This window comes from Streptomyces sp. HUAS 31 (genome assembly GCF_028198125.1).
GTDB classification, from domain to species: Bacteria; Actinomycetota; Actinomycetes; order Streptomycetales; family Streptomycetaceae; genus Streptomyces; species Streptomyces chartreusis.
Genome location: NZ_CP116353.1, coordinates 3,724,996 through 3,747,963 on the forward strand (window position 1 = coordinate 3,724,996; position 22,968 = coordinate 3,747,963).

Here is a 22,968-nt window from a genome sequence, read left to right on the forward strand (position 1 = left end):
CGGTCCCGCGCGTCAGGGCCGTACGTCCGCCTACGACCGGTGGGTCAGGACATTCACCACGCGGCCGCCCGGGTCCCGTACGAAGAAGCGGCGTACGCCCCACTCCTCGTCCCGGAGTTCCCGGACGATCTCCGCGCCCGATGCCAGTACCTGCGCGTACACGGCGTCGACGTCCTCGACCTCCACGCTCAGGTCGGGGACGACGGGGCCGGTGCGGTCCTCGGTGAAGAAGCTGATCTGGGCGGTGGGGTTGGCAGGGGACGCCATGGTCGTCACCCAGCCCATGTCCATCACCTCCTCGAAGCCGAGCAGGCCGTAGAAGTCACGGCTCGTCGCGATCGCTTCCTCGGACCCGGCGTGGACGTTGGGGACGATCCTGCGGACGGTCATCGGTGCGGCTCCCTGGAACGGTTGTCCGGAGTTTTTGTTATCCCCCGCAGTCTGGCCCCGTCTCCCCTCCGTCCCCAGCCACAGGCACGCGAGGAATGAGTCACGTGACACGACAGATCAGCCGCCGGAGCATGCTCAGGGCCGCGGGCGCGACCGCCGGAGCCGTCGGGGCGGGAATCGGCACGACCGCCGCTCCAGCCGCGGCAGCCGGCGCCTCCTTCGCGCATCCCGGCCTGCTGCACACCCGCGCCGACCTGGACCGGATGGCCGCCAAGGTGAAGGCGGGCGCCCAGCCCCACACCGCCGGTTTCGCCCGGCTCGCCGCCAACCCGCACGCGCAGAGCGGCTGGCGTCCCCGGCCCAGCACCGTCGTCCACCGAGGCGCCGGAACCCCGCAGAACTACGCGGCGCTCTACAAGGACATCCATGCCGCCTACCAGAACGCCCTGCGCTGGCACATCACCGGCGAGCGCGCGCACGCCGACACCGCGGTCGCCGTCCTCAACGCCTGGTCGGGGACGCTGACCCAGGTCGCGGGCAGCGCCGACCGGTTCCTCGCGGCCGGGCTGTACGGCTATCAGTTCGCCAACGCCGCCGAACTCGTCCGCGACCACGAGGACTTCGAGGCCGAGCGGTTCCGCAAAATGCTCCTCGACGTCTTCCACCCGCTGAGCGAGAGCTTCCTCGCCCACCACAACAACGCGGTCGTCAGCAACTACTGGACCAACTGGGACCTTTGCAACATGGCCTGCGTCCTGGCCGTCGGCATCCACTGCGACGACCGGGCGAAGGTCGAGCGGGCCGTGGAGTACTTCAAGCACGGCGAGGGCCTCGGCTCGATCAGGAACGCCATCCCCGTAGTGCACGACGACGGACTGGGCGAGTGGCTGGAGGCCGGCCGCGACCAGGGGCACGCCCTGCTCGGCGTCGGCCTGATGGGCACGATCTGCGAGATGGCCTGGAACCAGGGCATCGACCTGTACGGCCACGACGACAGCCGCTTCCTCAAGGGCGCCCAGTACGTGGCCAAGTGGGCCATGGGCGAGAAGGTGCCGTTCACCGCGAACACCCGCAGGAAGGGCGCGATCGGCGGCTGGTCGGGGTCGGAGACGGTGACCGAGGCGGCGCCCGTCAACCCGGAGATGACCCGTCCGATCTGGGCGATGATCGCCAACCACTACACCGGGCGCCGGGGTCTGTCCGCGTCCTACCTCACGCGGATCGCCGCGAAGTCCGCCCCCGAGGGCGGCGGCGGGGACTACGGCCCCGACAGCGGCGGCTATGACCAACTGGGCTTCGGGACACTGGCGTTCACGCGGGACCGGTCGGTGAAGGTGACAGGGGCGGGATCGGATCCCCGGCCCCAGGCCGGGCCCACCGCATCCCCCTCGCCCTCCGCCGCCGGTGACGACCTCGCCGCCACCGGCTCCGACGGCCTCCTCGGCTGGACCGCCGCCACCGGGGTCACGGCCCTCGCCGGCGGCCTCCTCCTGCTGCGCCGCCGCGCCCGATGACCACCCCTGGGTCCGCTACGTCCCCGAGGCCTTCGCCGCCCGCACCCCGGCACTCGACGGCTCCGTCACCGCCGTGAGCGGACGGGCGATGTCCTCCAGGGACCGGCGTTCCGCGCGGACCGCGAAGAAGGCCGCGACCAGGCCCGCCAGGCACATCAGCGCCGCGCCGATCTGGAAGGCGAGAACCGTGTCGCCGACCTTGCCCGTCCCGGTGAGGTCGGCGAACAGCAGCGGTCCGCTGATACCGCCGGCCGCGGTACCGAGGGCGTAGAAGAAGGCGATGGACATCGCGCGGGTCTCCATCGGGAAGATCTCGGAGACCGTGAGGTAGGCGCTCGAAGCACCCGCCGAGGCGAAGAACAGAACCGCGCACCAACAGGCCGTCATCGTGGTCGCGTTGAGCACGCCCTGGTCGAACAGCCAGGCGGTGCCGAACAGCAGCAGGCCCGAGAGCAGATACGTCGACGAGATCATGACGCGTCGGCCGACCGTGTCGAAGAGCCTGCCGAGCAGCAGCGGGCCCATGAAGTTGCCGACCGCGATGACCGCGAAGTAGTAGCCCGTGTCGCCGGTCGGCACGTCGAAGAACGTGGCGAGGATCGCGCCGAACCCGAAGGTGATGGCGTTGTAGAGGAACGCCTGGCCGATGAAGAGGGAGAAGCCGAGGATCGCCCGCCTGCGGTACTTGGAGAAGACGGTGCGGCCGATCTCCAGGAAGGACACGCTCCGGCGCTGACGGATGGTGAGCTCGCCCTCGGGCCGCGGCAGGGGCTCGCCCCGTTCGGCCTCGACCTTCCGCTCGATGGCTGTGACGATCCGTTCCGCCTCGTCGTCGCGGCCGTGGATCAGCAGCCAGCGCGGGCTCTCCGGGACGTGCCGCCGGACCAGCAGGATCACCAGCGCGAGGACGGCACCGAGCGCGAACGTCAGCCGCCAGCCGATGTCCGCGGGCAGGATCGCGGTGTCCAGCGCGACGATCGCCAGCAGCGAGCCGCCGACCGCGCCCAGCCAGAAGCTGCCGTTGATCATCAGGTCGACGCGGCCGCGGTACTGCGCCGGGATCAGCTCGTCGATCGCGGAGTTGATCGCCGCGTACTCGCCTCCGATGCCGAAGCCGGTGAGGAAGCGGAACAGGAAGAACCACCAGGTGTCGAACGAGACCGCGGTGAGGGCCGTAGCCGCCAGATAGACCGCGAGCGTGATCATGAAGAGTTTCTTGCGGCCCCACCGGTCGGTGAGCCGGCCCCAGAACAGGGCGCCGAGGCAGGCACCGGCCACGTAGAGCGCGGCCGCCAGGCCGGTGACCTGGCCGGAGGTGATCGGCAGACCGCTGCCGGGCTCGGACAGCCGGGGAGCGATGCTGCCGACGACCGTGACCTCCAGGCCGTCGAGGATCCACACGGTGCCCAGACCGATCACGATCGTCCAGTGCCAGCGCGACCACGGCAGGCGGTCGAGCCGGGCGGGGATGTCGGTGGTGACGGTACGGCCGGTCTCGGCCTGCACGGTGGTCATGGGCCCCCTCCTCGTCGAGCGGAACCCGGGCCGAGTGCCCCGAACTCCCCGGCCCTACGCCCGCCGACCGCCCTGAGCACCCGTTCTCCACGCCCGACGGCCCCGCCGAGCCCTCCGTCCTACGCCCTACGCCCCCAGCGCCCGCGACACGGTGTAGATCACCAGCCCGGCGAGCGAGCCCACCACGGTGCCGTTGATCCGGATGAACTGGAGGTCGCGGCCGATGTGCGCCTCGATCTTCCGGGTGGTGTGCTCGGCGTCCCAGCTCGCCACGGTGTCCGTGATCAGGGAGGTGATCTCCTTGCGGTAGGTGGAGACGACGTACACCGCCGCGCCCTCCACCCAGCCGTCGACCTTGGCCTGGAGCCGCGGCTCGACCGCCATCCGCGCACCCAGCGACAGCAGCGAGGCACGCACCCGCAGCCGCAGTTCGCTGCGCTCGTCCTCGGCCGCCGAGACGATCATCCGGCGTACGGCGGTCCACGCGGAGGCGATCAGGTCCTGCACCTCGCCGCGGCCCAGCACCTCGCCCTTGAGCCGCTCGACCCGGGCGCGGGTCTCCGTGTCGGACTGGAGGTCGGAGGCGAAGTCGGTGAGGAACTTGTCGAGGGCGCCACGGGCCGGGTGGCTGGGCATGTCGCGCATCTCGGTGACGAAGCGCAGCAGTTCCTTGTAGACCCGCTCGCCGACCCTGCGGTCCACGAATCTCGGGGTCCAGCCGGGGGCGCCGCCCTGTACCGCGTCCATGATCTCGTCGTCGTGCAGTATCAGCCAGTTCTGGGCGCGGGCGACGACGAGGTCGACGACCCGCTTGTGGCCGCCGTCGGCGACGACCTTCTCCAGCATCTTCCCTATGCCGGGCGCGATCTCCTGGGCGTCGGCACGCCGGGTGATCGCCTCGCCCACGACCGCCTGGACGTCCGAGTCGCGCATGACCGTCAGGGCGCCCCTGAGCGCAGCGGACAGCTCCGCCGTCACCCGGTCCGCGTGCTCGGGTTCGGCGAGCCAGGCGCCGAGGCGGCTGCCGATGCCGACGGCGCGCAGCCGCTGCCGTACGACGTCCTGCGAGAGGAAGTTCTCGCCGACGAACTCGCCCAGGGAGACGCCGAGCTGGTCCTTCTTGGTCGGGATGATCGCGGTGTGCGGGATGGGCAGTCCGAGGGGGTGGCGGAACAGGGCCGTGACGGCGAACCAGTCGGCGAGCGCGCCGACCATGCCGGCCTCGGCCGCCGCGGCGACATAGTCGGCCCAGGCGCCGGCGCCCTGGTTCGAGGCGACCTTGGCGAGGACGTACACCAGCGCGACGAAGAGCAGCAGCCCGGTCGCGGTGATCTTCATCCGCCGTACGCCGCGTTGCTTCTCCTGATCGGCGGCGGTGAACGTCGTCATCGCACGTACGGCCGATGCGGGCACGCGCCGGTTACCGGCGCCCTCCGGCCGGGCATGCTGCTCTACGACAGGCGTTCCCGTTTCATCCTGATTCGTACGTTCCATTCCGCTCCACCCGTCCAGGATCCCCCGCACACATTGTCCCTTCCTGACCTACTCCTGGAACGAATCAAGAGTTCCCGGCGTCTGTCCCGTGGGGGGAGGTCGATGGCGAAGTCCGGATGAACTCCGGCGGCCCAATGGGGGGTCTGTGCAACTCCCCTCTGCCTCATGACGCATCATGAGGTGATCACATCGGAGCCTCGGGCTCCCATCCGCCCGAGGAGACACGCACCGCATGACCAGGCGAAACGGTTATGCCCTGCTCAGCGCGATCATCGCCCTGATCGTCACGCTTTCCGCCGCGATATACATCGGAGCCGCCTCCGACGACGGCAGCGCGACCGGCAAGAGCACCCCCACGAAGACCGGCTCCGGACGGGGCCCCGTCGCCCCGGCCTCCACCGGCCTCTGGGTGGGCGCCTGGTCCGCCTCCCCGGTCGGCGCCGAACCCGGCACCGAGCTGGAGGGCCTCGCCGGCGACTCGGTACGCAACGTCGTGCACACCAGCGTCGGCGGTACGAGTGCCCGGATCACGCTGTCCAATCTCTACGGCCAGTCCCGGCTGACGATCACGCACGCGTCGGTCGCGCTCGCCGCCGGCTCCGCGACGGCCGCCGCGGTGGCGGGCACCATGCGCCGGCTGACCTTCGGCGGCAGCCCCACGGTCGTCATCCCGCCGGGCCAGCAGGTGCTCAGCGACGCCGTGCGCATGACGATCCCGGCGGACGCCGACGTCCTGGTGACCACGTACTCCCCCACCCCGTCGGGCCCGGTGACCTACCACCCGCACGCGCGCCAGACCAGCTATGTCGCCGAGGGCGACCTCACCGAGGACGCGACCGGCACGGCGTACACCGGCCAGGTCGACGCCTGGCGGTACGTGACCGCGCTGGACGTCCTCAGCCACGACTCCGAGGGCACCGTCGTGGTCTTCGGGGACTCGCTCACGGACGGCATCACGTCCACCCAGAACGCCAACCGCCGCTGGACGGACGTCCTCTCGCGCCGGCTGCGGGCGGCCGTCGCGGCCGGCCAGGACGTGCCGCGCTACAGCGTCGTGAACCAGGGCATCAGCGGCAACCAGATCCTCGCCAGCGGCGCCGGGCGCCCCGCGGACAACCAGGCGGGCGTCGGCCGCTTCCACCGCGACGCGCTGTCCCGCACGAGCGTCAAGGTCGTCGTCATCGACCTCGGCGTCAACGACATCCTGCGCAACCCGGGCCTCGCCGACCCCAACCGCATCCTCGAAGGGCTGCGCACCCTGGTCCGCCAGGCCCACGCCCGCGGCCTCAAGGTCGTCGGCGCCACCCTGATGCCCTTCCAGGGCCACCGGGGCTACACCGACGCCCGCGAGAACGTGCGTCAGCAGATCAACGCCGAGATCCGCGCGGGCCGGGTCTTCGACGCGGTCGCCGACTTCGACGAGGCCGTGCGGGACCCGTACAACCCGCGCAAGTTCCGCCCCGAATACGACTCCGGCGACCACCTCCACCCGAGTGACAAGGGCTACGAGCGCATGGCGGAGTCCTTCAATCTCCAGGACCTCAAGGGCGCGGCTCCGGCGGAGCTGTAGCGGCGAGCGGGGGCGGGTTCGGGGGCGGTCAGTCCTCGTCCCACTCCCGGGCCTTCTCCCGGCGGGGCCCGCGCTCGTCGTGCCCATGGCGCCACAGGTCCCGGTGCTCCTCGAGCATCCTGCGATGGCCGTCGTAACTCTCGTCACGCGCCGAGGACCGCAGTTCCCGCCGCTCCTCGCGCCGTTCCAGCCGCTCCCGGCGCCGCTCCTCGCGCAGCTCCTGCTTCTGCGTCCGGGTCAGCTTCCGCTCGACCCCGACGCCGCCCCAGAAGGCGAACCCGGTCACGATCACCCGCGGGGCGCCGGGATCCCCGGGCGCCCCGTCCTCGCGGTGGTCGAAACCGCCCATGATCCCGATCCCGCGCACCTCGACCTCGACCCCGGGCGGCACGACGACCTCCACCCCGCCCATGATCGCGACGCAGTTGATCTCGACCACGCCGTCCGCGAAGTTCGCCTCGCGCAGGTCGATCTCCCCGCCGCCCCAGAAGGCGAAGCAGTTGAACCGCCTCGGCACGGTCCAGCGTCCCTTGCGCTGGAACCCCGACAGCACGGCGACACCCCACGTCGACGACCCGTCGCCGCCGACGATCCGGTCGCTCCAACTCCCGGCGGCGGCCCCGGGCTTCTTCACCATGTCGACCTTCGGCACGGCCACCGCGCCGACCGGTAGATCCCGGGTGATCGGGGCCAGATCCCCGTAGGTGCGTGCCTTGTACGTCGCGTCGAGGCGTTCCTCGAACTCCTCCATGTCGAGCCGCCCCTCCGCGAGGGCGTCCCGCAGGATCTCGGCGACCTGTTCACGATCGGCGTCGGAGGCACGCAGCTCCGGGGCTTCCTCGCTCATGTAATGCAGCCTACGAGCAACCCCGCCCCGGGGCTACGAGATCGCCCGCTCGGTCCGTGCCGCCTTCTCGGCCTGTTCGGCGTACATCTTGGCGATCACGGCCTCGATGTCGGGCTCCCGCACCGACAGGTCCACCAGCGGATACTCCGCCGCGATCCGCGCCACCAGCACCGCCGCCGAGTCGGCCGCCGGGAACGCCAGCCACTGCCGCGGCCCCTCCACCTTCACCACGCGCGCGGGTGCCGCCTCGATCGGCGGCAGCTCGCGCTCCAGGTCGACCACCAGGATCCGCTCGCTCTCCCCCACCTCGTGCAGCCCGGCGAGCGGGCCGTCGTACATCAGCCGCCCGTGGTCGATGACCATCACCCGTGAGCACAACTGCTCGATGTCCTGGAGGTCGTGGGTGGTCAGCAGCACCGTCGTGCCGCGCTCGGTGTTCAACTCCCGCAGGAACTCACGGACCTTGGCCTTGGAGATGACGTCGAGCCCGATGGTCGGCTCGTCCAGGTACAGCACCTCGGGGTCGTGCAGCAGCGCCGCCGCGATGTCGCCGCGCATCCGCTGGCCGAGCGACAGCTGCCGTACGGGCACGTCCAACAGGTCGGCCAGGTCCAGGAGTTCCACGAGCCGGTCGAGGTTCTCGCGGTAGCGGGCGTCCGGGATGCGGTACATGCGGTGCATCAGCCTGTACGAGTCGATCAGCGGCAGGTCCCACCACAGCGTGGTGCGCTGCCCGAACACCACCCCGATGCGGTGGGCGAGCCTGGTGCGTTCGCGGGAGGGGTCGATGCCCGCCACCCGCAGACGGCCGCCGCTCGGCGTGAGGATCCCCGTCAGCATCTTGATCGTCGTCGACTTGCCGGCGCCGTTCGGCCCGATGTAGCCCACCATCTCCCCGCGCGCCACACGGAAGGAGATCGAGTCGACGGCCCGCACCCGCCGCCGCTCCCGCTTGAGGAAACCGGTCTTCTTGCGCACGTCGAAGACCTTCTCGACACCGTCGAGTTCGATGAACGTCCCGTCTGGCATGGCCTGCCCCTAACTCCCCGTACTCCGATAGGACCGCAGCCCGGCCCGCCACGCCAGACCGGCCAGGGCGCAGCACGCCGCCGCCACCAGGGGCGAGGCGAAGGCCGTCCACCCGGGCAGGTCGATCGGGTACGGCCGCCCCAGCACATGGGCGGCGGGCACCCAGTTGACGAAGGCGAGGGGCAGCATGAAGGTCACGCCGCGCACCAGGTCCTTGCCGAACACGGTGGGCGGGTACTGAAGCAGCGTGGTCCCGCCGTAGGTGAACGCGTTCTGTACCTCGGCGGCGTCCTGCGCGAGTATCTGGAAGGCCGCGCCGGCCACGAACAGCGCCGAGAAGATCGCCGCCCCGCTGATCAGCATCAGCGGCACCAGCAGCACCTTCGCGGGCGTCCAGTCGATGCCGGCCGACACCAGCGCCCAGCCCAGGACCAGCGCGCCCTGCGTGATCCGGCCCAGGCGGCGCAGCGCGAAGTGATCGGCGCCGACCTGCGCGAGCACCGGTGCGGGCCGCACCAGGAGCGTGTCGAAGGAGCCGTCGCGGATCCGGCCGCCCAGCACGTCCATCGAGCCCAGCACCAGGTCGGCGATCCCGAACGCGGTCGCCGACAGGCCGTACAGCAGGGCGATCTCCGGCAGCGACCAGCCGCCCAGGGTGTCGACCTGCGAGAACATCAGCAGGATCGCCACGAAGTCCAGGCCGGTCACCATCAGGTTGCCGAGCACCGTGACGGCGAAGGAGGTGCGGTAGGTCATGCTGGACCGCACCCACATGGCGGCGATCAGCCGGTAGGCCCGCAGCCCTTCGAGCAGGGCGCCGCGCTCACCCACCCTGCACCACCACCCGACGCGTCGCCGCCGACTGCACGATCCGACCGGCGGCCAGCAGCACCACCGCCCACAGCGCCTGGAAGGCGAACGCCCCGAGCGGCGCCCTCTCCCCCATCAGCACGTCCGCCGGCATCTGGATCTGCGCCGCCCAGGGCAGCGCCCGCACGACCTCGCCGAACACGCCCGGGAAGGCGTTCAGCGGCAGCACCATGCCCGAGAAGAAGATCCCGGTGATCATGAGGGCCTGGTTGACGCCCATGCCGTCCAGGAGCCAGAACACGCTCAGGGCCGCCAGATAGCGGATCGCGAAGCTGACGACCGCCGCCAGCAGCAGCGTGACCACGAACGCCGCCCACGGGGTGACGTCCGTCGGCAAGGCCATCGGGAAGAACACCGCGCCGAACAGGAACGGGACCACACCCCGCCCGACCATCTGGAACAGCGCCCGCCCCATGTCCCCGGCCAGCCACCAGAGTTGCAGGTCGGCCGGCCGGTACAGGTCGACGGCGATCTCACCGGTGCGGATCCGGTCCATGAGGTCCTTCTCGGCGCCGCCGCCCTGGATCGCGAGGGTCGCGTACAGGCACTGGCCCAGCCACACATAGGTGACGGCCTGCGCCTGGTCGTATCCGCCGAGATGGGGCTTCTGGTCCCACAGCGCGAGATAGGTGTAGACGAGGATCACGCCGAAGACGGTGTTGGTGAACACCCCAGCCGCGGTGGCCACCCGATAGGTCGCGTACCTTCTGAAGCCGCCTGCCGCGACGGCCAGGTACAACCGCCCGGAGCCCACATCCACAGCCCTCCTCGCCCGCGCCCGGCACCGAAGCGCAGGAGCCTAGTGCGCCCGTGAACGGGGCTGCCAGCCATTTTCCGGGCGCCCCCGGGGCGAGGTTTCGCTCACTTTCCAGGACACGCGCCGGTTTCCGGGAACGGAACGCCCGGTGCGAGAGTCTTCAATGGGGGCGCAGTAGGCGTACGAGGGCGTACGGGAACGTACGACGCGAAACAGGAGTCCGTGCCAGAGATGAGTGACGAGCCGCAGCCGCAGGCCCAGCCACAGCCGCAGAGCGGGAAGCCCAAGCGGCCGAAGAGGACGGGCTGGCGGCGGATCATCCCGACCTGGCGCATGGTGCTTGGCACCTTCGTCGTCGGCACGCTGCTGCTCGTCGGCGGGTTCTTCCTGGCCTACTCCCTGGTCAAGATCCCGCCGGCCAACGCGCTCGCGACCAAGCAGGCCAACGTCTACATGTACGCGGACGGCTCGGTGATCGCCCGCGACGGCGAGGTCAACCGGGAGAACGTCACCCTCGCGCAGATGTCCAAGGCCGCCCAGCACGCGATCCTGGCCGCCGAGGACCGCGACTTCTACTCCGAGTCGGCCGTCGACCCCAAGGCGATGCTGCGGGCCGCCTGGAACACGGCCACCGGCAAGGGCAAGCAGTCCGGCTCCACGATCACCCAGCAGTACGTGAAGAACTACTACCTGCGCCAGGACCAGACGGTCACCCGCAAGGCCAAGGAGTTCATCATCGCGATCAAGCTCGATCGCGAGAAGACCAAGGACGAGATCCTCGAGGGCTACCTCAACACCAGCTTCTTCGGGCGCAACGCCTACGGCATCCAGGCCGCCGCCCAGGCCTACTACGGCATGGACGCCAAGGACCTCGACCCGGCCCGCTCCGCCTACCTGGCCGCGCTGGTCAACGCGCCCAGCGAGTTCGACGTCGTCGCCCACCCGGAGAACAAGTCAGCGGCCGTCGCCCGCTGGAACTACGTCCTGGACGGCATGGTCACCAAGGGCTGGCTCAGCGAGTCGAAGCGGGCGGGCATGAAGTTCCCGGCGCCGAAGGAGGCCTCGACCTCCACCAACCTCTCCGGTCAGCGTGGCTACATCGTGCAGATCGTCAAGGACTATCTGACCCAGAACAAGATCGTCAGCGCTGAGGAGCTGGAGCTCGGCGGCTACCGCATCACCACCACCCTCCAGAAGGACAAGCAGAACGCCTTCGTCGACGCCGTCAACGACCAGCTGATGTCCAAGCTGGACAAGAAGAACAACAAGGTCGACAAGTACGTCCGCGCGGGCGGCGCCTCCGTCGACCCGAAGACCGGCAAGGTCGTCGCGATGTACAACGGCATCGACTACGTCAAGCAGTACACCCCGAACGCCACCCGCAGGGACTTCCAGGTCGGCTCCACCTTCAAGCCGTTCGTGTTCACCTCGGCCGTGGAGAACGACTCCACCACCCAGGACGGCCGCCAGATCACGCCGAACACGATCTACGACGGCACCAACCAGCGCCCGGTCCAGGGCTGGACGGGCACCTACGCCCCGGAGAACGAGGACCAGCACTCCTACGGCGACATCACCGTCCGCAAGGCCACCGACTCCTCCGTGAACTCGGTGTACGCGCAGATGGCCGTGGACGTCGGCCCCGAGAAGGTGAAGGACACCGCGATCGAGCTCGGGCTGCCGACCAACACCCCCGACCTCCAGCCGTACCCGTCGATCGCCCTCGGCACCGCCACCGCCAGCGTCCTCGACATGGCGGAGGCCTACGCGACGCTCGCCAACCACGGCAAGCACGGCACGTACACGATGGTCGACAAGATCACCAAGGACGGCGCCGACGTCATCGAGCTGCCGGAGCGCAAGACCTCCCAGGTCGTCAGCCGCGAGGCCGCCGACACCACGACGTCCGTCCTGCAGAGCGTCGTCGACAACGGCACCGCCACCGCGGCCCTGGCCGCCGGCCGCCCCGCCGCGGGCAAGACCGGCACGGCGGAGGAGGACACCGCCGCCTGGTTCGCCGGGTACACGCCCGAACTGGCCACCGTCGTCGCCGTCATGGGCCAGGACCCGGTCACTGCAAAGCACAAGTCGCTGTACGGCGTGATGGGTCTGAACCGCATCAACGGCGGCGGGGCGCCCACCGACATCTGGGCCCAGTTCACCAAGGAGGCCCTCAAGGGCAAGCCGGTCGGCGAGTTCGACCTCCAGCTCCAGGAGGGCGCCGACGAGCCCCAGTACCCCACGACCGACCCCACTCAGGGCGACGAGGACTCCGGCGACCAGGACGAGGACGGCACCACCGGGGAGACGACGACCGGCGGCCAGGACACCGAGGGCCAGACCGGCGGCGAGACCCCGGGCGACACCGGAGGCGCCACCACCGGCGACACGACGAACGGCGGCACCACCGACGGGGGCACCACGGACGGCGGCGCGACCGGCGGCACCGACACCGGCGGCACCACGGACGGCGGCACCACCGACGGCGGCACCACCGACGGCGGCACGGACTCGGGCGGCACGGACACCGGCGGAGCGACCGGCGGGGACAGCTCCACCGGCGGAACCGACACCGGCGGCGGCGGAACGTCCGGGAACACGGCCGGGACGCTCAGCACGACCCGCCGGCCTTGACGCCGGGGCTCAGTGACCGCCGGGGCTCAGTGACCGCCGGGGCTCAGTGACCGCCGGGGCTCAGTGACCGCTGGGGCTCAGTGACCGCTGAGGCTCAGTGACCGCTGGTCGCCTTGAGCCCCACCACGGAGACCAGCAGCAGACAGACGAAGAAGATCCGCGCGGCGGTGGCCGGCTCCCCCAGCACGGCCATGCCGACCACCGCGGCACCGGCCGCGCCGATGCCCACCCACACGCCGTAGGCGGTGCCGATGGGCAGCGACCTCGCGGCGTAGGACAGCAGCAGCATGCTGGCGACGATGCCGGCGCCGGTGAACAGGCTGGGGACGAGCCGGGTGAATCCGTCGGTGTACTTCATGCCGATCGACCAGCCGACCTCGAGCAGACCGGCGACGACAAGCAGAACCCAGGCCATGACAGGCACCTCCGAGACGTACGACGTGAAACGGGGTGCGTCGTCTTTGCGTACATCCCGGTACGGCGCGTCTCGTCGGGTTCCTTCAAAACTAGCAAAAGAAACAGCGGAAGGGGCCGGTGACGATGGTCACCAGCCCCTTCGAACCGTCGATCCCGAGGTGAAGCGGACTACAGGTAGAGCCCTGTGGAGTCCTCCGCCCCCTCGAACCGGTCGGCGGCCACGGCATGCAGATCACGCTCGCGCATGAGCACGTACGCGACCCCGCGCACCTCGACCTCGGCGCGGTCCTCCGGGTCGTACAGCACCCGGTCACCGGTCTCCACGGTGCGTACGTTCTGCCCCACCGCGACGACCTCGGCCCAGGCCAGCCGACGGCCCACGGCCGCGGTGGCGGGGATCAGGATGCCGCCACCGGAACGCCGCTCGCCCTCGCCGGTGTCCTGCCGCACGAGTACACGGTCGTGCAGCATCCGGATGGGCAGCTTGTCGTGGTGGGTGCTGTGCTCGTTTCTGTTGGCGCTCACGCCTTTGAACCTACCTGCCTTTCCCGCCCGCGTACGCCGCCGGGTGCCGCCCTCAGCCCTTGCGGCGCCGGGTGCTCATCGCCAGCAGCCCCACGAGGCCGACGGCGACGACGGCGACGGGCACGATGCGCTCCAGACGGGGCGCGCCCTCCTCGTCCGTGAACTTGGCCTTCACATCGCTCACGACCCGGTTGACCTCGACATAGGCCCTTCCGAGAGTGTGGTCGATGTTGGAGACCACCTTGGCCTTCGCGTCACCGACGATCGTCTTCGGGTGCACACGCACCCCGATCTCGTCGAGTGTCTCGGCCAGAGTTGCGCGGCGGGCCTTGATGTCCGCCTCGATCTGCGCCGGTGTTCTGGTGTCCGACGTGTCCGCCACCGTACGGCCTCCGAAGTGAAGCTGATGCTGTTTCCGGACAGTCTGTCAGTTCCTCGCCGGACCGCACTGTCAGGCTCCCCGGTTACGCTGGTTCGATGAGCGAGCGACTCCAGCCGGGGGACGTGGCCCCCGCCTTCACCCTGCCCGACGCCGACGGCAACGACGTGTCCCTGTCGGACCACAAGGGCCGCAAGGTCATCGTCTACTTCTACCCGGCCGCCCTGACGCCCGGCTGCACCAAGCAGGCCTGTGACTTCACGGACAACCTGGAGCTGCTGGCCGGCGCCGGCTACGACGTCATCGGCGTCTCCCCCGACAAGCCGGAGAAGCTCGCGAAGTTCCGCGAGAAGGAGTCCTTGAAGGTCACGCTGGTCGGCGACCCGGACAAGAAGGTCCTGGAGTCCTACGGCGCCTTCGGCGAGAAGAAGCTCTACGGCAAGACCGTCGTCGGCGTCATCCGCTCGACGGTGATCGTGGACGAGGACGGCAAGGTCGAGCGGGCCCTGTACAACGTCAAGGCCACCGGCCACGTAGCGAAGATCATCAAGGACCTGGGCATCTGACCGGGACCCCCCCCCCACCGGGAGCCAGGCCGACCCGCCCCTCAGCACCGGCCTGCGCTCCAGAATCGCCGACCTGAAACCCGACCTCCCCTCGCCTTGCATGGTGATCCACGCCATACCAACGCCGCCGTCACTGCCCGATATCCGGTTCGTTGCTCCGTACGAGCCAGGAACAGGTGACCGACAGCGGGGGTGTGATGGGCGCCAGTGCATACAGCAAGGAGCGGCTGGAGGAGGCGGCTCGGGGGGCTCGGACGCTGTCGGAGGCGTTGGGGCGGTTGGGGGTGGATCCGCAGAGTTCGACACGGCGGTACGTGTGGGAGCGGATGAAGAAACTCGGGGTGGACGTGTCGCACTTCGAGCGCGAGGGGGTGAAGTGGACGAGGGAGATCCTCCAGGCCGCGGTGTCGTCCTCGACGAATACGTGCGAGGTGCTGCGCCGTCTCGGGCTCGAGGTCGTGGGCGGACATCACACCCACATCAGCCGCCGGATCAAGGCGTACGGCATCGACACCTCGCACTTCGAGAGGCCGTCCCGGCGCGGTGAGGTTCGGCGCCCCCGGACGCCTGAAGGTCTCCTGGTAGAGCAGCCCGTCGGCCATGCCCGGCGCATCCCGAGCGACCGCCTCAGGTGGGCGATGACGTCCTCGGGCATACCGGACCGGTGTGCACTCTGCGGCACGGAAGCGCTCTGGCGGGGCCATTCGCTGCCGCTGGAGGTCGACCACATCGACGGCAACTGGCGAGACAACCGCATCGAGAACCTCCGGTTCCTCTGCCCCAACTGCCATTCGACAACGGACAACTACCGGGGGCGCGCCAAAGGGCGTGCCGGGATCGACGCGGTATGAGCGGGCGGGTGCAGTACACCCGGCAGCGGTTGGCCGAAGCCGCCGCACAGTGCTCGGACATCGACGAGGTCATCGCGTTTCTCGGCACTCGGCCCTACGGCAATCTCCGCAGGCATCTCTTCCGACGCTTCGACCACTTCGGGATCGACGTCTCCCACATGCCACGTCAGAGACGCTCGTACGGGGCGCCTCCCAAACCAGCCGACGATGAGCTGCGCCATGCGGTCGACGGGGCGACTTCTATCGCCGATGTTCTCCGCGCTCTTGGCATGGAGCCCTATAACAGCCGACTTCGCGCGCTGTTCCACGAGTGGATCGCAACCGCCGGGCTCGATACTACGCACTTCCTGGGACAGGCCCATCAACGCGGGAAGCCGGGCACGACTCCGGTCAGGCGGGCGGAGGACATCCTGGTCCGGCATGACGGCAAGCGCCGGACGAGAACGCACCTGCTGCGTCGCGCACTCCTTGAGGCGGGTGTGCCCGAGGAGTGCGGCGAGTGCGGAATCGGCTCCGAATGGCTCGGCAAGCCCATGACGCTGGAGGTCGACCACATCAGCGGGGACTGGAGCGACGACCGACGGGAGAACCTGCGGCTGTTGTGCCCCAACTGTCATGCGGTCACCAGTACCTGGTGCCGAGGCGGTCAGCGAGGACATACTCTCGCCCAGTAAGCTAGGGCCGGCCCGGCGCCCGTACGCCAATGGCCGAGCGGCGATCTTTAGGTGGTCGTGTTTGTCGGTTCGAATCCGACCGGGCGCACACGAGAAACGGCCCCGCACCTCTGTTTCGTAGGTGCGGGGCCTGTTTCGTGAAGTCAGCCCACCAGCTCCCGCACCACCGGCACCAGTGCCCGGAACGCCTTGCCGCGGTGGCTGATCGCGTTCTTTTCCTCCGCCGTCAGTTCCGCGCAGGTCCGCGTCTCGCCCTCCGGCTGCAGAACGGGGTCGTAGCCGAAGCCGTTCGTGCCGGCGGGGACATGTCGCAGGAGGCCCCGGAGCTGTCCCTCGACCACCCGCTCCGTGCCGTCGGGCAGGGCGAGGGCCGCGGCGCAGGCGAAGTGGGCGCCGCGGTGGGCCTCGTCGATGTCGGAGAGCTGGGCCAGCAGCAGATCCAGGTTGGCCTTGTCGTCACCGTGCCGGCCGGCCCAGCGGGCCGAGAAGATGCCGGGGGCGCCGTTGAGCACGTCGACGCAGAGCCCGGAGTCGTCGGCGACGGCGGGCAGTCCGGTCGCCCGCGCCAGGGCATGCGCCTTCAGCAGCGCGTTCTCGGCGAAGGTGACGCCGGTTTCCTTGACGTCGGGGATCTCCGGGTAGGCGTCCGCGCCGACGAGCTCGTGATCGAGACCTGCGTCGGCGAGGATCGCCCGGAGCTCGGTGATCTTTCCGGCATTGCGGGTGGCGAGGATGAGGCGGGTCATGGCGACACAGTAGCCAGGCAGGCCCGGGCGCCCCAAGGCGGCCGCGGAGCGGCCGAAGAGGGGCGCGGGGAACTGCGCGACCGGCCACGACGCACCCGCACCGGACCCGGCACCGCAACCGGGCACACGCTCTCGGCCGGCCCGCGCAGCTACGGCGTGCAGACCTTGGTGAGTTCGCCCGCCGCCTCCGTGACCGGGCTGATGTCCGGGGTCTCGTCGCCGTTCTTGACCGCGTCGCGGACGTTGGTGACGGCCTGCTGGAGGTCCTCCACCGCCTTGTTGACGTCGGTGTTGTCGGTCTTGTCGCCGATCTTGTCGAGGTTCTTGTCGATGGAGGTCAGCGACTCCTCCAGCTGCGTCGGGTCGTTCGCGGCGCTCTCCACGGCCTGCTGGAGTTCCGTGACGCTGTCGGCGATGGCGTCGGCGGTCTGGACGCAGTCCAGCGCCTTGTTGACGGCGTCGCAGCCGGTGGTCAGCCCTGCTGTCAGCCCGACCGCCGCGATGGCTGCGGCGGCTATGGCGATACGGCTCCGGCGTCGTCGGCTCGTGGCCATGCTTGACGTTCCCCTCCTGCTCAGGCCTCGCAGGCCCCCGTGTCACTGGCCGGGCGCACAGCGGTGTGCCGTACGCCCGTACCCCTAGTGACGCCGGGAAGGGCCACGCGGTTGCCCGAGGACGCGGCCCGACTTGGGGCGTCCTTTACTTTTCGAGGACGGTATCAAGCGCCTTGCGCTGGAGTTCCGCCAGCTCCCCGCAGCCGGAAACGGCAAGGTCCAGCAGGGAGTTGAGCTCCTCGCGGGCGAAGGGCTCGGCCTCGGCGGTGCCCTGGACCTCGACGAAGCGGCCGTCGCCGGTGCAGACGACGTTCATGTCGGTGTCGGCCTTCACGTCCTCCTCGTAGCGGAGGTCGAGGAGCGGGACGCCGCCGACGATGCCGACGGAGACGGCGCTGACCGTGCCGGTGAGGGGCTTGCGGCCGGGCTTGATCAGCTTCCTGCCCTGGGCCCAGCCGATGGCGTCGGCGAGGGCGACGTAGGCGCCGGTGATGGCCGCGGTGCGGGTGCCGCCGTCGGCCTGGAGGACGTCGCAGTCGAGGACGATCATGTTCTCGCCGAGCGCCTTGTAGTCGATGACCGCGCGCAGGGAGCGGCCGATGAGGCGGCTGATCTCGTGCGTACGGCCGCCGATCTTGCCGCGGACGGACTCGCGGTCGCCCCGGGTGTTGGTGGCGCGGGGCAGCATGGCGTACTCCGCGGTGACCCAGCCCTCGCCGCTGCCCTTGCGCCACCGCGGGACGCCTTCGGTGAAGGAGGCGGTGCACAGGACCTTCGTGTCGCCGAAGGAGACGAGGACGGAGCCCTCCGCGTGCTTGGACCAGGCGCGCTCGATGGTGACCGGCCGGAGCTGTTCGGGGGTGCGCCCGTCGATGCGGGTCGTTGAGGAGGTAGCTGCCATGGCGTGAGCCTAGCCCCATACGGAAGGGGCCCCTCCCGCGGCTGTGATCGCCTGGGACGGGGCCCCTCACGGTGAGCCCGGAGGCTCACATCATGTCTTCGATCTCCGCCGCGATCGGGTCGGCGTCGGTGCCGATGACGACCTGGATGGCGGTGCCCATCTTCACGACGCCGTGGGCGCCGGCGGCCTTCAGGGCGGACTCGTCGACCAGCGAGGCGTCGCTGACCTCGGTGCGCAGCCGGGTGATGCAGCCCTCGATCTCCTCGATGTTGTCGATGCCACCGAGCCCGGCGACGATCTTCTCAGCCTTGCTGGCCATGTTCCTTCTCCCTGATCCGAACCGCTTTGTCGCAGTAACCCACAGTTGGCCCATCTTCGCGAGCGGTCATGCCGTGGGTGCCGAAGGATGGCGTTCACGACAGTGGAACCGTCGCCAACTGGTCTACACCACCTTACCGAGGGGCGTCCATGAGTGCCGACAGCTCCGCCATCAGTCCTGCGCGCGCTCGTTGGAACACCGCGTTCCAGGGGCTGCAGAAGATGGGGCGCAGTCTCCAGCTCCCGATCGCCGTCCTGCCCGCCGCCGGCATCCTCAACCGCCTCGGCCAGCCTGATGTGTTCGGTGACGACGGGCTCGGCTGGACCGATGTCTCCAAGGTGATGGTGGGCGCGGGCGGTGCGCTGCTGGACGGTGCACTGGGGCTGCCGCTGCTGTTCTGCGTGGGTGTGGCCATCGGCATGGCGAAGAAGTCCGACGGCTCGACGGCGCTGGCGGCGGTCGTGGGGTTCCTCGTCTACTACAACGTGCTGCGCCAGTTCCCGGAGGACTGCCCCGAGGGCTCGAAGGCGGTGCCGAACGTCGGCTGCCAGGTGCAGGACGGCACGGTGACCGTGTTCGAGTACCAGAACCCGGGGGTGTTCGGCGGCATCGTGGTGGGTCTGCTGGCCGCGTTCTTCTGGGCCCGCTATCACCGTACGAAGCTGGTGGACTGGCTCGGCTTCTTCAACGGCCGGCGTCTGGTCCCGATCATCATGGCGTTCGTGTCGATCGCCTTCGCGGCGCTGTGTCTGTGGGTGTGGCCGCCCATCGGTGACGCGCTGGAGAGCTTCAGCGACTGGATGGACGGCCTGGACGCCTGGGGCGCGGGTGTGTTCGGCGTCGCGAACCGGGCGTTGCTGGTCGTGGGGCTGCACCAGTTCCTCAACGTGCCCATCTGGTTCCAGTTCGGCACCTTCACCAAGCCGGACGGCACGGTGGTGCACGGCGACATCAACATGTTCCTCGCGGGCGACCCGGACGCCGGCCAGTTCACCTCGGGCTTCTTCCCGATCATGATGTTCGCGCTGCCGGCGGCCGCCCTCGCCATGACGCACTGCGCGCGGCCGAGCCGCCGCAAGGAGGTCGGCGGCCTGATGACGTCGGTGGCCCTGACATCCTTCGTCACCGGCATCACGGAACCGATCGAGTACTCGTTCCTGTTCGTCGCCCCGATGCTGTACGTGGTCCACGCGCTGCTGACGGGTGTGTCGATGGCGGTCACCTGGGCCCTGGGCGTCCACGACGGCTTCAGCTTCTCGGCCGGCCTGATCGACTACATCATCAACTGGAACCTGGCGACGAAACCGTGGGCGATGATCCCGATCGGCCTGTGTTTCGCAGCCGTCTACTACGCGATCTTCCGCTTCGCGATCACGAAGTTCGATCTCAAGACGCCCGGCCGGGAGCCGGAGGACCAGGTCGAGGACGTGACAAAGGTCTGAAAAAGGGCTTGATAACGGTCCAGAAAACCCTTGGGAATCGCGGGTTCCTTATCTCACCTTCATCGTGCTACAACAGGTCTACACCACTGAGTGGTGTAGACCACCACCCGATGGAGGAAGTCTATGAGCACCGCCACCTCGCCAACGGCGGCCCCCACGAAGAAGTGGGGATCCGGTCTTTTCCAGGGCCTTCAGAAGGTCGGCCGCAGCCTTCAGCTGCCGATCGCCGTGCTCCCGGCCGCAGGTCTCCTGCTCCGCTTCGGCCAGCCCGACGTGTTCGGCAAGGACGGGCTCGGCTGGGACAAGGTCGCGGCCGTTTTCGCCACCGCCGGTGGCGCGATCTTCGACAACCTGCCGATGCTGTTCTGCATCGGTGTGGCGATCGGCTTCGCCAAGAAGTCGGACGGCTCGACCGCCCTCGCCGCGCTCGTCGGCTTCCTCGTCTACAGCAATGTGCTGAAGGCGTTCCCGGTCACCGAGGCCAAGGTCCAGGCCGGCGCGGACATAGCCGCGACCTACAACAACCCCGGTGTCCTCGGCGGCATCATCATGGGTCTGCTGTCCGCCGTGCTGTGGCAGCGCTACCACCGCACCAAGCTGGTCGACTGGCTCGGCTTCTTCAACGGCCGCCGTCTCGTCCCGATCATCATGGCCCTCGTCGGCACCGTCATGGGTGTGTTCTTCGGCCTGGTCTGGGAGCCGATCGGTGAGGTCATCGCGGACTTCGGCGAGTGGATGACCGGTCTCGGCGCCGTCGGCGCGGGTCTGTTCGGTCTGATCAACCGCGCGCTGATCCCGGTCGGCATGCACCAGTTCGTGAACACCGTCTCCTGGTTCCAGCTCGGCGACTTCAAGGACGCCGCCGGTGAGATCGTGCACGGCGACCTGCACCGCTTCTTCGCCGGTGACCCGACCGCCGGTCAGTTCATGTCGGGCTTCTTCCCGATCATGATGTTCGGCCTGCCGGCCGCCGCCATCGCCATCGCGCACTGCGCCCGCCCCGAGCGCCGCAAGGCCGTGATGGGCATGATGGTCTCGCTCGCCCTGACCTCCTTCGTCACCGGTGTCACCGAGCCCATCGAGTTCGCGTTCATGTTCATCGCCCCGGTGCTGTACGTGATCCACGCGGTCCTCACCGCCCTGTCGATGGCGATCACCTGGGCCCTCGGCGTCCACGCGGGCTTCACCTTCTCCGCGGGCTTCATCGACTACGCGCTCAACTGGAACCTGGCGACGAAGCCATGGCTCATCATCCCGATCGGCCTCGTCTTCGCCGCGATCTACTACTCCGTCTTCCGCTTCGCCATCACGAAGTGGAACCTCCCCACCCCGGGCCGCGAGCCCGAGGAGGAGCTGGAGGACCTCACCAAGGCGTGAGGCCGAGCCGTACGGCATGACGAAGGCCCCGGAACCGGGAAGGTTCCGGGGCCTTCGCCGCGCATACGGGCCTGAACCCCGTACGGGCCGTGCTGGGAAGACTAGATCTCGTACGTCCGCCTCGGCGCCGCGAGTTCCACCGGACCGTCGTAGACCTCGCGCGCGTCGGCCAGGTTGACCTGGGGGTCGGTCCATGGCGGGATGTGGGTGAGGACCAGCCGGCGGGCGCCCGCGCGGGCCGCCGACTGACCTGCCTCACGGCCGTTGAGGTGCAGGTCGGGGATGTTCTCCTTGCCGTGCGTGAAGGCGGCCTCGCACAGGAACAGATCCGCGTCGCGGGCGAGTTCGTCCAGGGCGGTGCTGATGCCCGTGTCACCCGAGTAGGTCAGCGTCTTTCCACCGTGCTCGATGCGGATGCCGTACGCCTCGACGGGGTGGGCCACGCGTTCGGTGTGCACCGTGAAGGGGCCGATCTCGAAGGTGGACGGCTTGACCGTGTGGAAGTCGAAGACCTCGCTCATGGAGGAGGCGGTGGGGGTGTCGGCGTAGGCGGTGGTCAGGCGCTGCTCGGTGCCCTCGGGTCCGTAGACCGGGATCGGGTCGCAGCGGCCGCCGTCGTGCCGGTAGTAGCGCGCGACGAAGTACGCGCACATGTCGATGCAGTGGTCGGCGTGCAGATGACTGAGGAAGATCGCGTCGAGGTCGTAGAGACCGCAGTGGCGCTGCAGCTCACCAAGGGCACCGTTGCCCATGTCGAGAAGCAGCCGGAAGCCGTCGGCCTCGACGAGGTAGCTCGAGCAGGCCGATTCCGCGGACGGGAACGACCCCGAGCAGCCGACGACGGTGAGCTTCATGAAACAGAAACCTCCGCTGGCGGGAAATCCAGAAGATCGGGAATTGGGGCGTCGGGGGTCGTGCGGTTTGTCGAGCGTAAGGCGCAAAACCTCCGGTCGCTCCTCCGCAAAGGTCTGTTGTGGGCGAACTCACCTGTGGTGTCACGCGTTCGGCTGGATATGGGACGCGAGTAACGGCAGGTGCGTGCGAAGCACTCGCACACTGTCGTGGCGAAGAGCAAAGAAGGCCCGGAAGAAGGCGCGCGCGGGTGGGTGCGCGCCGGTACCTTCTCCTCATGGACACGTCCTGGTGGCTCGCACTCGCGGCGGTGGTACTGCTCGCCCTGGTCGCCACGCTGGTGGACGGATGGGGGCGCGGCAGCAGGCCCCGGAGCAGCAGGACGCGGCCGCCCGGGCGGCCCGCGGGACGGAAGTCGGCACGTCCGGCGCCCGCCGAGATCTGGTGGGCGAGGGTGCCCTTCGAGGATGGGCCGGGAGCCAAGGACCGGCCGTGTCTGGTGCTGGCGGTGCGCGGGCAGCAGGTGACGGTCGCGAAGATCACCAGCAAGTACCGCGACGAGCGGTACGGAGTGATTCCGCTGCCGCCGGGCGCGGTCGGCGACACGCGTGGCAGGGCGAGTTTCCTGGAGACCGGCGAGCTGCGGCACGTACCGGTGTGGGAGTTCCGGCGGCGGGTGGGGGTGATGGACCCGGTCGTGTGGGACCAGGTCCGTCACCTCGCCACGTGAGAAATCCGCCGGGCG

The 22,968-nt window shown here is 69.4% G+C and carries 24 protein-coding genes, 1 tRNA gene and 1 riboswitch; of the genes, 10 read left to right on the top strand and 15 right to left on the bottom strand.

The features are described from left to right. Nucleotides 1–30: 30 nt before the first annotated feature. A complete protein-coding gene (locus PGH47_RS16440; protein ID WP_107905643.1) occupies nucleotides 31–390 on the bottom strand; it encodes a VOC family protein in 360 nt (119 codons plus the stop codon). 95 nt (nucleotides 391–485) lie between these two features. Between PGH47_RS16440 and PGH47_RS16445 the strand changes: the two genes are divergently transcribed. Beyond that, the gene (locus PGH47_RS16445; RefSeq protein ID WP_271664072.1) at nucleotides 486–1,904 is read left to right on the top strand and encodes an alginate lyase family protein; all 1,419 of its coding nucleotides are present in this window, start codon (nucleotides 486–488) and stop codon (nucleotides 1,902–1,904) included. Nucleotides 1,905–1,919: 15 nt separating this feature from the next. Here the strand turns inward: PGH47_RS16445 and PGH47_RS16450 are convergent, their stop codons facing one another. Both PGH47_RS16450 and PGH47_RS16455 read right to left on the bottom strand, forming a co-directional pair. Further along, nucleotides 1,920–3,419, bottom strand: a complete 1,500-nt coding sequence (locus tag PGH47_RS16450) for an MFS transporter (protein WP_271664073.1) — start codon at nucleotides 3,417–3,419, stop codon at nucleotides 1,920–1,922. A 126-nt stretch (nucleotides 3,420–3,545) separates the two neighbouring features. After that, the gene (locus tag PGH47_RS16455) at nucleotides 3,546–4,913 is read right to left on the bottom strand and encodes a DUF445 domain-containing protein (RefSeq protein WP_229915027.1); all 1,368 of its coding nucleotides are present in this window, start codon (nucleotides 4,911–4,913) and stop codon (nucleotides 3,546–3,548) included. A 232-nt stretch (nucleotides 4,914–5,145) separates the two neighbouring features. Between PGH47_RS16455 and PGH47_RS16460 the strand changes: the two genes are divergently transcribed. Then, nucleotides 5,146–6,483 carry an SGNH/GDSL hydrolase family protein gene (locus PGH47_RS16460; protein ID WP_271664074.1) on the top strand — a complete coding sequence of 446 codons (1,338 nt, stop codon included), beginning with the start codon at nucleotides 5,146–5,148 and terminating at the stop codon, nucleotides 6,481–6,483. A 28-nt stretch (nucleotides 6,484–6,511) separates the two neighbouring features. Here the strand turns inward: PGH47_RS16460 and PGH47_RS16465 are convergent, their stop codons facing one another. From PGH47_RS16465 to PGH47_RS16480, 4 genes are read right to left on the bottom strand one after another with little or no spacing between them, the layout of a single operon-like run. Then, nucleotides 6,512–7,330 (bottom strand): DUF1707 SHOCT-like domain-containing protein, encoded by an 819-nt coding sequence (locus PGH47_RS16465; RefSeq protein ID WP_271664075.1) that lies wholly within the window; start codon nucleotides 7,328–7,330, stop codon nucleotides 6,512–6,514. A gap of 33 nt (nucleotides 7,331–7,363) precedes the next feature. Continuing rightward, nucleotides 7,364–8,359, bottom strand: a complete 996-nt coding sequence (locus tag PGH47_RS16470) for an ABC transporter ATP-binding protein (protein ID WP_271664076.1) — start codon at nucleotides 8,357–8,359, stop codon at nucleotides 7,364–7,366. A 9-nt stretch (nucleotides 8,360–8,368) separates the two neighbouring features. Then, nucleotides 8,369–9,190: an ABC transporter permease gene (locus PGH47_RS16475; protein ID WP_271664077.1), complete on the bottom strand. Its 822-nt coding sequence runs from the start codon at nucleotides 9,188–9,190 to the stop codon at nucleotides 8,369–8,371. After that, a complete protein-coding gene (locus tag PGH47_RS16480; RefSeq protein WP_271668075.1) occupies nucleotides 9,183–9,983 on the bottom strand; it encodes an ABC transporter permease in 801 nt (266 codons plus the stop codon). The genes PGH47_RS16475 and PGH47_RS16480 overlap by 8 nt, the downstream gene beginning before the upstream one ends. A gap of 234 nt (nucleotides 9,984–10,217) precedes the next feature. Here PGH47_RS16480 and PGH47_RS16485 point away from each other — a divergent pair, with 234 nt between their 5' ends. Beyond that, nucleotides 10,218–12,620 (top strand): transglycosylase domain-containing protein, encoded by a 2,403-nt coding sequence (locus PGH47_RS16485; protein ID WP_271664078.1) that lies wholly within the window; start codon nucleotides 10,218–10,220, stop codon nucleotides 12,618–12,620. Nucleotides 12,621–12,714: 94 nt separating this feature from the next. On the opposite strand, the gene PGH47_RS16490 is transcribed toward PGH47_RS16485, so the two are convergent. The 3 genes from PGH47_RS16490 to PGH47_RS16500 all read right to left on the bottom strand — a co-directional run bounded on the left by PGH47_RS16490 (nucleotide 12,715) and on the right by PGH47_RS16500 (nucleotide 13,944). Continuing rightward, nucleotides 12,715–13,035: a DMT family transporter gene (locus PGH47_RS16490; protein WP_271664079.1), complete on the bottom strand. Its 321-nt coding sequence runs from the start codon at nucleotides 13,033–13,035 to the stop codon at nucleotides 12,715–12,717. Between the two features lie 34 nt (nucleotides 13,036–13,069). After that, nucleotides 13,070–13,140, bottom strand: a riboswitch (guanidine-III (ykkC-III) riboswitch). 65 nt (nucleotides 13,141–13,205) lie between these two features. Further along, a complete protein-coding gene (locus tag PGH47_RS16495; protein WP_030947507.1) occupies nucleotides 13,206–13,562 on the bottom strand; it encodes a GroES family chaperonin in 357 nt (118 codons plus the stop codon). Between the two features lie 52 nt (nucleotides 13,563–13,614). Continuing rightward, a complete protein-coding gene (locus PGH47_RS16500) occupies nucleotides 13,615–13,944 on the bottom strand; it encodes a DUF3618 domain-containing protein (RefSeq protein ID WP_271664080.1) in 330 nt (109 codons plus the stop codon). A 95-nt stretch (nucleotides 13,945–14,039) separates the two neighbouring features. Here PGH47_RS16500 and bcp point away from each other — a divergent pair, with 95 nt between their 5' ends. The 4 genes from bcp to PGH47_RS16520 all read left to right on the top strand — a co-directional run bounded on the left by bcp (nucleotide 14,040) and on the right by PGH47_RS16520 (nucleotide 16,120). After that, nucleotides 14,040–14,507, top strand: coding sequence for a thioredoxin-dependent thiol peroxidase (gene bcp, locus PGH47_RS16505; RefSeq protein WP_030947500.1), 468 nt, complete (start codon nucleotides 14,040–14,042; stop codon nucleotides 14,505–14,507). A 197-nt stretch (nucleotides 14,508–14,704) separates the two neighbouring features. Next, entirely contained in the window at nucleotides 14,705–15,358 is a 654-nt protein-coding gene (locus tag PGH47_RS16510) for an HNH endonuclease signature motif containing protein (RefSeq protein ID WP_271668076.1), read from the top strand. Beyond that, nucleotides 15,355–16,032, top strand: coding sequence for an HNH endonuclease (locus PGH47_RS16515; RefSeq protein WP_271664081.1), 678 nt, complete (start codon nucleotides 15,355–15,357; stop codon nucleotides 16,030–16,032). The genes PGH47_RS16510 and PGH47_RS16515 overlap by 4 nt, the downstream gene beginning before the upstream one ends. A gap of 15 nt (nucleotides 16,033–16,047) precedes the next feature. Then, a tRNA-Leu gene (locus PGH47_RS16520) sits at nucleotides 16,048–16,120 on the top strand. A 55-nt stretch (nucleotides 16,121–16,175) separates the two neighbouring features. On the opposite strand, the gene rdgB is transcribed toward PGH47_RS16520, so the two are convergent. The 4 genes from rdgB to PGH47_RS16540 all read right to left on the bottom strand — a co-directional run bounded on the left by rdgB (nucleotide 16,176) and on the right by PGH47_RS16540 (nucleotide 18,552). Then, entirely contained in the window at nucleotides 16,176–16,778 is a 603-nt protein-coding gene (rdgB, locus tag PGH47_RS16525) for an RdgB/HAM1 family non-canonical purine NTP pyrophosphatase (RefSeq protein ID WP_271664082.1), read from the bottom strand. A 149-nt stretch (nucleotides 16,779–16,927) separates the two neighbouring features. Further along, on the bottom strand, nucleotides 16,928–17,332 hold the full coding sequence (locus PGH47_RS16530) for a hypothetical protein (RefSeq protein ID WP_271664083.1): 405 nt from the start codon (nucleotides 17,330–17,332) through the stop codon (nucleotides 16,928–16,930). A gap of 145 nt (nucleotides 17,333–17,477) precedes the next feature. Beyond that, the gene (gene rph, locus PGH47_RS16535; RefSeq protein ID WP_126900497.1) at nucleotides 17,478–18,233 is read right to left on the bottom strand and encodes a ribonuclease PH; all 756 of its coding nucleotides are present in this window, start codon (nucleotides 18,231–18,233) and stop codon (nucleotides 17,478–17,480) included. A gap of 85 nt (nucleotides 18,234–18,318) precedes the next feature. Beyond that, nucleotides 18,319–18,552, bottom strand: coding sequence for a glucose PTS transporter subunit EIIB (locus PGH47_RS16540; protein ID WP_030945941.1), 234 nt, complete (start codon nucleotides 18,550–18,552; stop codon nucleotides 18,319–18,321). A 149-nt stretch (nucleotides 18,553–18,701) separates the two neighbouring features. Here PGH47_RS16540 and PGH47_RS16545 point away from each other — a divergent pair, with 149 nt between their 5' ends. Together PGH47_RS16545 and PGH47_RS16550 are read left to right on the top strand one after the other, a co-directional pair. Then, nucleotides 18,702–19,994, top strand: a complete 1,293-nt coding sequence (locus PGH47_RS16545) for a PTS transporter subunit EIIC (RefSeq protein WP_125525994.1) — start codon at nucleotides 18,702–18,704, stop codon at nucleotides 19,992–19,994. Nucleotides 19,995–20,117: 123 nt separating this feature from the next. Then, entirely contained in the window at nucleotides 20,118–21,371 is a 1,254-nt protein-coding gene (locus tag PGH47_RS16550) for a PTS transporter subunit EIIC (protein ID WP_271664084.1), read from the top strand. A 101-nt stretch (nucleotides 21,372–21,472) separates the two neighbouring features. Here the strand turns inward: PGH47_RS16550 and PGH47_RS16555 are convergent, their stop codons facing one another. Further along, on the bottom strand, nucleotides 21,473–22,225 hold the full coding sequence (locus PGH47_RS16555) for an MBL fold metallo-hydrolase (protein ID WP_030945932.1): 753 nt from the start codon (nucleotides 22,223–22,225) through the stop codon (nucleotides 21,473–21,475). A gap of 275 nt (nucleotides 22,226–22,500) precedes the next feature. Here PGH47_RS16555 and PGH47_RS16560 point away from each other — a divergent pair, with 275 nt between their 5' ends. Next, nucleotides 22,501–22,953, top strand: a complete 453-nt coding sequence (locus PGH47_RS16560) for a type II toxin-antitoxin system PemK/MazF family toxin (RefSeq protein WP_150502299.1) — start codon at nucleotides 22,501–22,503, stop codon at nucleotides 22,951–22,953. Nucleotides 22,954–22,968 lie beyond the last annotated feature (15 nt).